Raw genomic sequence first — 10,811 nt, forward strand, 5'->3', positions numbered from 1 at the left:
GGGTATGGCAGTGCATGGCAGAGACGTCCTTCTCGCCGTGGCCGGCCCTGACTCGGCCGACACCTGTTGCAGGGGACGCCTGCCCGTACCGCAGGCAGCGATTCCTCCGGTGACCCTCCTGGCCCTCCCGTCCCTCCTGCCCCTACCGGCCGTAGCCTGCTCTGGCGATCATCCGGAGGGTGCCCCCGGTGGTACATTCACCGAAATCGCGGGAGGGACGGGCGGGCGCGTGGACATCGACCGACGGCATGCGACTGTCGTGGCACTCCGCGAGCTCGGGCGAAGCCACGTCCACCGTGACCGCGCGGATGCCGGTCGTGGCCTGGCAGTCTTCGCCGAGATGCAGGAGGCCCTCGGGCCACTGCTGGAGCTCATGCTCGACCCGCACGACACCTTCGTCACCCGGGTCACCGCGGAAGCCGTGCTTCGGCGAAAGGACAGAATCGGGCTGACGATCGTCGCCTCCGCCCTGGCAGTCGCCGACACGAATCACAGCGATTGGATCCACACCGCAGTCCTCGACGTGTTCAGCATCTTTGCCGCCGACCGGGACAGCGCGACGGAGCACTGCGAGGAGCTGCTGCGGGACACTGACCACGGCATTGCCCAGGGGGCTCGTCAGCTGTACGAAGCCCTTGCCGGGATCGACCCCGTTCTTCGCCCCGTGGCACGGGGCGAACGCTGTGGTGACGGAGCAGGTGCTCGGCCGCAGAAGGCGTGACGAGCCGGCTCTGCTCGTGATCGCCAGGTCAGTCCCCGGCGATGCAGAGGGCCCAACGGGCACCGGGCGACCCCCGGCGAGGCAATCGAAGGTCCGGGCTCGGGGGAGAGGGGGTGCCGTCACGCTGCGCGTGCGCCTGGGACGTGCGGGAGAGGGCAGCGAGGCGGGCCCGGTCGGCCCAGGGACCCCGCGCCGCCGAAGGCGGACCGTGACGCCTGATCACGGACGGCGAGGTGCACCGAAAGCGCGGCGCCGCTCCGTCTGCGGGCGCTCGGCCGCCCTGATCGGCACCCCCCGGAACGTCTGCACCAGCACCGTCAGCACTCCGGCGGTCACACACTGGTCGGCCAGGTTGAAGATGCCCGAGTGGCCTATCTGGATGAAGTCCAGGACGGCGCCGCGCCCGAAACCCGGGGTGCGGAAGAGCCGGTCGGCGAGGTTGCCGCCCGCACCGGCGAAGATCAGCCCCAGGCCGGTCCCCCAGCCGACGGAACGGAGGGAGGGCGCCGTCCGGGCGATGAAGGCGAGCACGCCGACGGCGAGCACGGTGAAGACGAGGGTTGCGTGCGGCGCGAAGGAACCCGCTGCTCCCGGGTTGCGGAAAGTGGTGAGGGTCACCGCCCCCATGTGCACCGGCTCCCCGCCCTCGATGGTCACAGCCGCGACGGCCTTCGTCACCTGGTCGACGGCGAGCCCCACGACGGCTGTAACCCACAGCGCGCGCTGCGCCGCTCCAAGGCCCGGCATCAGCGGCCTCCTGTCCTTCGACGACGACGGAACGACTGGACTTCTCGGGTCCCCGGAGGAGCCTACGCCCGGCCGCGGGGCATCCCTCCCGGTGGATCACGGTGCCCCTCCGGAGCCGGGGAGGCCGACGCGGTACGACGGGTCCGCGGCCCAAGTCAGGAGAGCGGCAGTACGCGGCGCCGGTCGCGGCCATGACCACCGAGCTGGTGCCACGGATGCTGTGGTGCGCCAGCTCCGTCCGGCCGGAGGTGGCCTCCTGCGAAGCTGCGCGACGCTGCCTTCGCCGCCGGCGCCACGGTGGTACGGCGCGATGTCCACGCCGGCCGCGTCTGGTCAGCACCACCATCCACGGGCCCTGGACAACACCACGAGACCCGTCAATCTCACGGCCTTGGGGACAGCGGCTGGCCGCCCGGTATTGCCGATGCGCTGTGCACTGAGTCCCTGACCTGGGTTGTCGCCCAGGTCAGGGGCTCACGCGCGTCATCCGGAACTGTTCAGGTGAATCCCTCCACGGCGGTGTCCGGGTCAGGCCGAGGGGCCCTGCATGGCGTCGATGAGCCGGTGGCGGGACAGGGCGTAGGAGAAGTCCGGGACGGTGTGGGTGCCCTCACGCAGGTCGCGGGCCAGGTGCGTGTAGAGCGCGGCCACGTTCCGGGAGGGACCCGCGAGGTCCTCGGGGATGTCGGCGCGGTATTCGGCGGGTATCTCGATCGGGGAGACGGCGGTGTCCTCGCCGAAGCCCCCCTCCAGGGTGAGGTCGGCGATCTGCATGTTCCCCCAGCCGGCGGTCAGGACCAGGTCGCCGTCGGTGCCGTTGATCTCCCAGCGGAAGTTGTCACCGCGCGAGGTGCCGCCGCGGTAGAAGACCGACGCGGCCGCCCCGCTCTCCAGCGTGCCGATCAGGGAGATCTGGTCGGCCGCGGTCACCGGCAGGACGCTGCCGTCCTCCGCCACGGTGACCTCCTGGCGCCCCACGACGAGGTTGGACGAGTGGTGGGTGAATTCCCCGAGCGTCGCGTTGAGCGCGTCAATGGCGTGCAGGGCGGCGGCGGTCAGCGGAGTGGCGCCCTGGGTCCGGTCGTACCAGTACGCGTGCGCCCGGCTGGTCTGCGGTCCCCAGACCATGCCCGAGCCGACCATGGTGGTACCGATGACCCGGCCGATCCGGCCGTCGGCGATCAGCCGGCGGGTGTAGCGCAGCTCGGGGTGGTAGCGGCCCTGGAGGCCGATGACGGTGCGCACGCCGGCGGTCTCGGCGCGGCGGACCAAGTCGGCGGCCTCGGTCCCGTCCAGGGCGAGCGGCCACTCGCTGTAGACGGTCTTGCCCGCGTCGATGGCGGCCGAGACCAGCTCCCGGTGGTGGGGCACCTTGACCGCCACGACCACGACGTCCACGCCCGGGTGGGCGAGCAGGTCCGCGTGGTTGTCGAAGGCCGCCTCCACGCCGAAGGCGGCAGCGGCCGCGTCGGCGGACTCCTGGCGGGAGGTGCTGATCGCGCGCAGTTCGAAGTCCGGCAGCGCCTTGAGCGCCGGGACGTGGCTGATCGACGCCCAGCCGTGCCGGCTCGCGCCGATGATGCCGATACCGATGGTGCTCATGTGTCTGCTCCTGCGTGTGCCCGAATGACCGGGTGTGCGTGCGTCCGGAGTGTGCGTGTCCGGGCGGGCGAGTGCCCTGAGTGAGGGGGCGGCCGGAGACGGGACTGCTGCCGTCTCCCTGGCCGCGTCCTCAGTGAACATTATCTGGAACGAGGAGTCAACAAAGCCGATCTTGGCGCCGAGCAGGCAGTGAATCATCGGCCGTGCAGGTGGTGCTCGCGGCTCACGGTGTTAGTTGACTGATCATTCCCGATTCGGATACCCTCATCAGCATGGCCAGGATCAGAGAGTTCGACACCGAAGCGGCGGTTGAGGCAGCAATGGAGGCCTTCCGCGCCAAGGGTTACGAGGGCACGTCCGTGCAGGATCTGGTGGCGGCCACCGGAGTGGGGCGGGGGTCGCTCTATGCCGCCTTCGGCAGCAAGGAGGGGCTGTATCTCGCTGCCATGGACCGCTATCGGGAGAAGCACGCCCTGCCCCTGATCGGCATCCTGCGTGCCGGGGCCCCCGCGCGGGAGCTGATCCGTGAGGTGCTGCTGGGCACTGTTGACGTGATCGCGCAGGACGGCAGCCGCAGGGCTTGCCTGATCGTGGGCGCGGCGATGGAGCGCATCTCCCACGACCCCACGGTCGCCGCCCATGTGCGTGCCACGACCACCTCGCTGGAGGACGCCCTGTACGAGGTCATCGTGGAGGCCCGGTCGAAGGGCGAACTGCCCGCCGGTCGCAGCCCCCGCGACCTCGCGCGGTATCTCATCGCGACGCTCCACGGGCTGCGGGTGCTGGGTGCCATCAACCCCGACCGCGCCTCGCTTACCGCGGTCGCGGAGGTCGCCCTCGACGCTCTGGGCTGACATCGCCCGTACCGGACACGCAAGCGAAGCACCCCGCGGCTCAGCCGCGGGGTGCTTCGCTTGTCCAGTGTCCCAGGCCGGGGCCGTGCTCGCGATCGAGACAGTCCGCAAGAGCGGGCTGGACCAGGCGATGTCGGGGCGCTCGCGCCGTGGCGACGCCCGAGGGCGGTGCACGATCCGGGCGAGATCCTGCTGGATGGAGGGGCACCCCCCGGCGGAGCCGTGGAACCCAGCCCCCACGCGGCGCGTCAGTCGGGCTACCGGCCTGCCCACCAGCAGCCACCGGACGCGTGATGGGTCTGCCGCCTCCGTCGGCAGACCCATCACGAAAGATCGAGGTCAGTGGGTGGGGCGCAGGTCGAGCGCGGCGAGGTCGTCGTGGGCCGCCACCGCTTTCTGCGTGGAGGGTCTGCCCACGTCGACCGCGAAGAAGGCGATGAACGCGGCTGCGGAGAGGAAGCCCGCCGCCCACCAGTAGGCCACCGCGTAACCGTGCACCAGTGCCGACTTGTCCACGGGGCTGGTGCTGTGCCGGGAGGCCAGGTAGTCGGCCGTCGCGCGGGCGGCGATGGTGTTGAGCAGCGCGGTGCCGATGGAGCCGCCGATCTGCTCTTCTTGTGGCCCCACAGGTCCGCCAGTCGTCCGCCGAGGACGAGCAGGCCGCCGAAGGCGAGGCCGTAGGCGGTGATGACCCACTGCCGGCCGCCGTCGGAGAAGCCCAGGTCGTGCGGTGCGGACGGCAGGGCGATGTTCATGATCGCCCCGTCCAGGAAGACCATCAGCTGGGCGATGCCGATGAAGATCAGCGCTTTCCAGCGCCGGGGGTCCGGTTGAAGGGCGGTCGTGGACATGTGCGTGCTCCTGAGGGAAGGGCGAGAGGACAGGGGGGCGACCCAGGCAGGTCAGGACCTTTCGGCCTGCGGCCGGTCGCTCGTTGCCCGAAGAGGCGGGAACGTCGAGATTATGGAATGAGCGTAACAGAACTAGAAAGAGGGGAGATTCGGCGCCTCAGGTTCACGTCCGTGTCGGGATCATGCGCTTCACCTGCAGTATTTATGCCTCTGCTGTGGCGTGTGGCGGTCGATCGGAGATCGCCATGCCAATAATTTGACCGTGCGTTCCACTATCTGTAGGGTCTGTCCTGCCCGGCACGGTTGTGGTCACGCACCTGCCGACGCGGCCCCCTGCCCCCAGGAGGCGGGGTCAGCCGCGAACGCCGGGACCCATACCTCGCCCTGGCTTCGGGCATCGCCGAACGGGCGCTCCCCGAATGCCGGCACCCGAACGCCGGCATCCGCATGCCGCACCAGAAAGGGACAGCAATGAACTCCGACCGCAGCAAGACCCCCTCCGACCGCCGGTTCGCCAAGAAGGCGGGCATGGTGACGGCTGCCGCACTCCTCCTGGCCGGAGGAGTGGCGACCGGTACCGCGACCGCCAGTTCCCACCACTCGCACGACGACAGGGCCGGCAGCGCTTCCATCGCCGCGACCGTCCGCAACCTCGCGGACATCCAGGACATCGAGAAGCTGAAGGCCCGCTACTTCCAGGACATCGACACCAAGCAGTGGGCCGATCTCCAGGCGCTCTTCACGCCCGGCGCGCACATCAACACCGGCCAGGAATTCAACAGCCCCGCGGAACTGGTCAATGCCACCAAGACCCTGATCGCCGATGCCCCCACCGCGCACCAGGGACTCCTTCCGAACATCACGGTCAAGGGGGACACGGCAACCGGCACCTGGGTCATGGAGGACTACGTCAACCTGAAGGCAGGCGGCGGTTTCCACGGCTACGGGCAGTACCACGACACCTACAAGCGCATCGACGGGCGTTGGTACATCACCGGATCGGCGCTGGAGCGGTACCGCATGGACACCCTCCCCGACACGGGCCCCTACCAGGCCCCGCAGAAGACCAACTGACCCGCTGCAGACCCCTGGGGGGCGCTGCCGCGCCCCCCAGGAAGGAGAACGATGAAAGCCGTCGGAGTGGCCCGCTTCGGAGGACCGGAAGCCCTGGAGATCTTCGAGATTCCCGAGCCGCACGCCGGTCCCGGCCAGGTCCGCATCCGGGTCCATGCCGCGACCGTCAACCCGGGGGACCGCTACCTGCGCAACGGAGCGATCGCCCACCTGGCGCCGGGGCCGCCTTACATCCCCGGCATGGAGGCGGCCGGCGTACTGGACGAGATCGGCCCCGAGTCGGTGACCGGCCTGCGCGTCGGTGACCGGGTGACGGCCATGACCATGCCGCTCATGGAACACGCCGGCGGCTACGCCGAATACGTGGTCCTCCCCGCCAGTTGGGTCGTCCGCGCACCGGCCGGCGCCACGTACGCCCAGGCCGCGACCCTTCCCATGAACGGCCTCACCGCCAGGCAGGCCCTCGACCTGCTCGCCCTGACCCCGGGACAGACCCTGGCCGTCACCGGCGCGGCCGGCGTCGTCGGCGGATACGCCGTCCAACTCGCCAAGGCCGACGGCCTGACCGTCATCGCCGACGCCTCACCCGCCGACCGGGAGCTCGTGCACGCGCTCGGCGCCGACACCGTGGTATCCCGCGGGACCGCCGTCACCGACCACATCCTGCGAGCGGCCCCCGGCGGCGTGCACGGCCTCCTGGACGCAGCCGTCCTCGGCTCGGCCACCCTCGCCCCCGCGGTCCGGCCTGGCGGAGGGATCGCCGTACTGCTCGGCGAAGGCGCCAAAGCCATGCCGCCCGGCGAGCTCGGCCGCCGCTCCGTCCGCCTGCATTCGGTCAACGTCCCCGACTCTCTCGGCGACCACGCCCGACTCGACCGCCTGCGTGCCCAGGCGGAGGACGGCGTCCTCACCCTGCGGGTCGCCGGGGCCTTTCCTCCGGAACAGGCTGTCGACGCCCACCGCCTCCTCGAAGCCGGGGGTGTCCGCGGCCGCCTCGTCCTGCGGTTCCGGGACGAGGACGCGGACGTGTGATCGCGCCGGAGGCCCGGGCCGTCCGCGAGGGCGGCGTCGCCCTTGGACGCTCCCTGGCAGAGCACGGCCTGCTGCATTTCACCGAGTACCAGCCCGCGGACCGCTACGCCCACCATGCTGTTCATCGAGACTGCCCTCTACCGGCAGGACAGGCTCCAGGCTGTGGCCGGGGTCGCGGCGCCCTGTGCTCCGACGGGGCACGCGGAGGGTGCGCCGCAGCAGGCCGCCGACAGACGGGCGCGGGAAAGGGACGGTTATGGGGGAACTGGCGGAGCTCGAGGCATGGATCGCGGTCGTCGACGCGTGCATCAGACCCATCGCGGAGAGACCGGTGGACCTCACCGACCCCGACTGGGTGCGCAGGATGCGGGAGGGCCCGCAGCCGCTGGACGAGGCGGGGGTCCGGCCGGAGGCCGAGGCGGCGCTGCGGCACGTGCTCTCCCTCTACACGGTGGGCGACGAGGACCTCCGGGCCGACCTGCGCGCGCTCCTGGACCGCCACCGCTCGTTCCGCTGGGCGACGACGCTGCCCTTCGAACCCACACCCCAGGGCTTCCGGCAGTGCTTGCTGAGGATGTCGGTCGACGACCAGGGCGCCGACACACGGGACATGATGGTCACGCTGAACGGGCTCTGCGAACAGGCGCGGGACGCCGGTGTCGACATCCGGCCGCTCCTGCTGGACGTGGCCGCACTCTCCAGCGATGTCGACAAGTACGGGATGGGCTCCACACGGGACATCCTGCTCCGGGCGGCCGCAAGGGAGCCCAGCGGGCTCTGGTGAGCGCGCCGGGGTCCACGGCGGGGGACGGACCCGCCGCCGTGGACCGGCGCCGCCGAGGGAGACGGCCGACAGGGCGGAGGACGGGCGGCACCTCCCGGGACGAGGGGCGAGTGGCCGTACCCGGACGGGTCGGGGCCGCCCGCCGGTCCACCCGGCCGCGCCCGGGTGGACCGTACGCCGCAGCGCTGCGCCTCGGGGATCGTCCGGTGAGTTCCGCGTGGTCGCGGTCACGATGAGGACGACCGCGGCCGGGACTGATCAGCTGGCCTCGCCGGTGGGCATGATCGTGACCTGCTGAAGGTTGACGCGCGCCGGCTGGGAGGCGAGGAAGCCGACGGTGTGGGCGATGTCCTCCGGCGTCAGCCACTCCATGATCTCCTTGGAGCCCGCCAGCCACTGCCGCACGCCGTCGTCGGTGACGTGGCTCTGCAGCTCCGTCCCGACGATGCCCGGCTCGATCGCCGACACCCGCACCTTCTTCTGGCCCAGCTCCATGCGCAGGTGCCGGGACAGGTGCGTGACATAGGCCTTGGTGGCCGAGTACACGGCGAAGTTGGGGAAGAGATTCTGCGCGGTGATCGACGAGGTGTTGACCAGGTCGCCGACGCCGCGCTCCGCGGCCGCCTCCACCAGCTGCGGGACGAACGCGCCGATGACGTTCATCAGGCCGGTGATGTTGAGGTCGATCTGGTGCTGCCACTGGTCGGTGGCCAGCTCCTCGATCGGGGCCGGGAGCATCACGCCTGCGTTGTTGAACAGCAGGTCCGCGCCACCGAGGTCGACCTTGACCCGGTCGGCCGCGGCTCGTACGGCCTGCACGTCGGTCACGTCCGCGGTGATCGCCAGCGCGGTGCCGCCGTTCTTCCCGATACGCGAGACCAGCTCCGTGAGCCGGTCCGCACGCCGGGCCAGCACGGCGACCTTCGCGCCCAGCGATGCCAGGTGCTCGGCGGTTGCTTCGCCGATACCGCTGGAGGCGCCGGTGACGACGGCGACACGGCCGGCAAGCGGGGCGACGGGGTTCTGCGAGGTCATTGAAAGGTGCCTTCCGTGGAACTTTCGGGGCGGTCCGTCCAACCGGGCCGCTCATTCAGCACACCACCGCCGGACCCGCCGCTGAGGGGGCCTGCCGGACCCTGCCGAGGCTGGTACTCACAGGGCCACCCACACTCGCAATGCCGCACGGCCGACGCGCCACACTGGGTGAATGGACAGCCGAAGTGAGCTCGCCGACTTCCTGCGCACCCGGCGCAGCCGCCTGACCCCAGACCGGGCAGGGTTGCCGGAGGACGGCCGCACACGCAGGGTTCCGGGGCTGCGTCGCGACGAGGTCGCCCGGCTCGCCGGGGTGAGCACCGAGTACTACACACGGCTCGAACAGGGCCGGGCCGGCAACCCCTCACCGGAGGTCCTCGAGGCTCTGAGCCGGGCCCTGCGGCTGGACGCGTCCGAAAGGGAACACCTGCACAATCTGCTGACCCGGCCGAACGCCACCACCCGCCGTACCGTGATCGCCCCGCAGCGCGTCCGCCCCGGCCTGCACCTGATGCTGGAGACCCTGCAGCACGTGCCGGCGTACGTCCTCGGCCGGCGGACGGACGTCCTGGCCTCCAACCGGCTGGCCCGGTCCGTCCTCACCGATTTCGACGCACTTCCGGCGCCGGCCCGCAACCTGGCCCGGTACTACCTGCTGGACCCCTCAGCCCGGCAGACCGTCGGCGACTGGGAACGCATCGCCGCCGAAACAGTCGGCATCCTGCGCCTGGAGGCCGGACGCCGGCCCCACGACCGGCAACTCGCCGACCTGGTGGGCGAACTCACGCTGCGCTCACCGGAGTTCACCACCTGGTGGAACGACCACCGGGTGCTGCGATGCACCCACGGCGCAAAGCTCCACCACCACCCCGTCGTGGGTGACCTGCACTTCGAGTTCGAGTCCTTCCCGGTCCCCGGAGACGCGGAGCAGACCCTCTACGTCTACAACGTGGAGCCGGGCTCACCGACCGAGCAGGCACTTCGTCTGCTCGACTCCTGGAACACGCCCGCCCCTGACCGCAGAACGCCGCGTCCCGCATCGCCCCCGGTCTGACGCCGCGCGGACGGCGCCCCCACCGACCGAGGACGACGACCCCGCCACCGCCACGGGACCTGCGTCCCTGGCGGCTGCGCGCACTCGGTGATCTGGTGGGCGGCCGTCGTTGGCGCGCACGCTGACGATCGCGTGCCCCGCCAGGCCCGGCTCGGCATTCCCAGCGGAGACAGCCAGGTCCAGGCCGACTGCGGAGCGTGCTGACACTCGGGTTCCTCCTTTGCCCCGTTCCCCGTGCCGGACGCGGTGCGCGCCACCGCCGGACCGCACGGCGCTTGGTGGACCGCCCGAAGCGGAGCGTCCAGCTGCCCGAGCCGCCGCTGCCGCAGCCGCCTCGGGCGTCCACGATGCTGATCAGGCATTGGGCCGCAGACGCCGGGTAGGCACCCGGCCCGGACGAACAACCCGCCCCGACCCGTGCGGGTGGACCTGCAAAGTACCGGAGTTGCTCATGACTGATGACAGCATGGCGGACGACGTCTACCAGCCGACCGGCGGCAACGAGGAGCAGGAGGACGCCGCACCGCTGGACCTGGAGGACGCGGTGGACGAGCGCGACTACGACGACATCCTGGACGAGGGCTACTCCCCGCCGGAGAGGCCGCTCGGAGTCGACAAGATCGGTACGACGGCGGCGGAGCAGCGCGAGGGCGAGTCACTGGACCAGCGGTTGGCCCAGGAGGTTCCCGATGTGGAACCCGAGCCGGGGGACGGCACCGGTGACCTGCCGGGTGGCGAGGGGGAACCGACCGACGCCGAGGTCGGCGACGTGCGGGCGGGGCGCCTGGTGGCCCCCGACGAGGGGGCGCACCCGGACACCGACAAGGAGCTGCTCGCCTCCGACGTCGGAGTGGACGGAGGCGCCGCGGGTGCGGAGGAGGCGGCGGTTCACGTCGTTCCGGACGCACCCGAGGACGACCCGGACATCGCGGCGACACGCCCGGACACGGGCGAGCAGGGCAGGTGAACCGCGGTGGTCGGAGGCGGGGCTCCGGATGTCCGGGCCTCACGCGGCCGAAACGCAGAGTCCGGCACAACCCCCGCCCGATCCACCACC

Annotated in this window: 11 protein-coding genes and 1 pseudogene; 7 read left to right on the forward strand and 5 right to left on the reverse strand. The window is 71.2% G+C overall.

The window, feature by feature from the left end; all coding sequences use genetic code 11:
• Positions 1-229: 229 nt before the first annotated feature.
• Positions 230-721, forward strand: a complete 492-nt coding sequence (locus tag AOK09_RS26540) for a hypothetical protein (RefSeq protein ID WP_245687488.1) — start codon at positions 230-232, stop codon at positions 719-721.
• 219 nt (positions 722-940) lie between these two features.
• Here the strand turns inward: AOK09_RS26540 and AOK09_RS26545 are convergent, their stop codons facing one another.
• On the reverse strand, positions 941-1,468 hold the full coding sequence (locus AOK09_RS26545) for a signal peptidase II (protein WP_063796079.1): 528 nt from the start codon (positions 1,466-1,468) through the stop codon (positions 941-943).
• Positions 1,469-1,996: 528 nt separating this feature from the next.
• Entirely contained in the window at positions 1,997-3,070 is a 1,074-nt protein-coding gene (locus tag AOK09_RS26550; RefSeq protein WP_079063456.1) for a Gfo/Idh/MocA family protein, read from the reverse strand.
• Positions 3,071-3,342: 272 nt separating this feature from the next.
• On the opposite strand from AOK09_RS26550, the gene AOK09_RS26555 reads away from it, so the two are divergent.
• Positions 3,343-3,924, forward strand: a complete 582-nt coding sequence (locus AOK09_RS26555; protein WP_063796080.1) for a TetR/AcrR family transcriptional regulator — start codon at positions 3,343-3,345, stop codon at positions 3,922-3,924.
• Positions 3,925-4,263: 339 nt separating this feature from the next.
• Here AOK09_RS26555 and AOK09_RS41180 read toward each other — a convergent pair whose 3' ends face one another.
• On the reverse strand, positions 4,264-4,551 hold the full coding sequence (locus AOK09_RS41180; protein WP_055589784.1) for a hypothetical protein: 288 nt from the start codon (positions 4,549-4,551) through the stop codon (positions 4,264-4,266).
• Positions 4,538-4,775, reverse strand: a pseudogene (locus AOK09_RS43775) (MFS transporter); the annotation flags it as partial. The pseudogene AOK09_RS43775 and the gene AOK09_RS41180, both read right to left, overlap by 14 nt.
• 471 nt (positions 4,776-5,246) lie before the next feature.
• Here AOK09_RS43775 and AOK09_RS26565 point away from each other — a divergent pair.
• The 3 genes from AOK09_RS26565 to AOK09_RS26575 all read left to right on the forward strand — a co-directional run bounded on the left by AOK09_RS26565 (position 5,247) and on the right by AOK09_RS26575 (position 7,665).
• Positions 5,247-5,849, forward strand: coding sequence for a nuclear transport factor 2 family protein (locus tag AOK09_RS26565; RefSeq protein WP_055589785.1), 603 nt, complete (start codon positions 5,247-5,249; stop codon positions 5,847-5,849).
• Positions 5,850-5,900: 51 nt separating this feature from the next.
• Positions 5,901-6,881 (forward strand): NADP-dependent oxidoreductase, encoded by a 981-nt coding sequence (locus tag AOK09_RS26570; RefSeq protein ID WP_055589786.1) that lies wholly within the window; start codon positions 5,901-5,903, stop codon positions 6,879-6,881.
• A 256-nt stretch (positions 6,882-7,137) separates the two neighbouring features.
• Complete coding sequence (locus AOK09_RS26575) at positions 7,138-7,665, forward strand: hypothetical protein (RefSeq protein ID WP_055589787.1); 528 nt, start codon at positions 7,138-7,140, stop codon at positions 7,663-7,665.
• Positions 7,666-7,923: 258 nt separating this feature from the next.
• On the opposite strand, the gene AOK09_RS26580 is transcribed toward AOK09_RS26575, so the two are convergent.
• Complete coding sequence (locus AOK09_RS26580) at positions 7,924-8,700, reverse strand: SDR family oxidoreductase (RefSeq protein ID WP_055589788.1); 777 nt, start codon at positions 8,698-8,700, stop codon at positions 7,924-7,926.
• Between the two features lie 172 nt (positions 8,701-8,872).
• Between AOK09_RS26580 and AOK09_RS26585 the strand changes: the two genes are divergently transcribed.
• Positions 8,873-9,754, forward strand: coding sequence for a helix-turn-helix domain-containing protein (locus AOK09_RS26585; RefSeq protein WP_055589789.1), 882 nt, complete (start codon positions 8,873-8,875; stop codon positions 9,752-9,754).
• A gap of 451 nt (positions 9,755-10,205) precedes the next feature.
• The gene (locus AOK09_RS26590; protein WP_055589790.1) at positions 10,206-10,721 is read left to right on the forward strand and encodes a DUF5709 domain-containing protein; all 516 of its coding nucleotides are present in this window, start codon (positions 10,206-10,208) and stop codon (positions 10,719-10,721) included.
• Positions 10,722-10,811: the final 90 nt, after the last annotated feature.

It is taken from the genome of Peterkaempfera griseoplana, assembly GCF_001418575.1.
Classification (GTDB): Bacteria; Actinomycetota; Actinomycetes; order Streptomycetales; family Streptomycetaceae; genus Peterkaempfera; species Peterkaempfera griseoplana.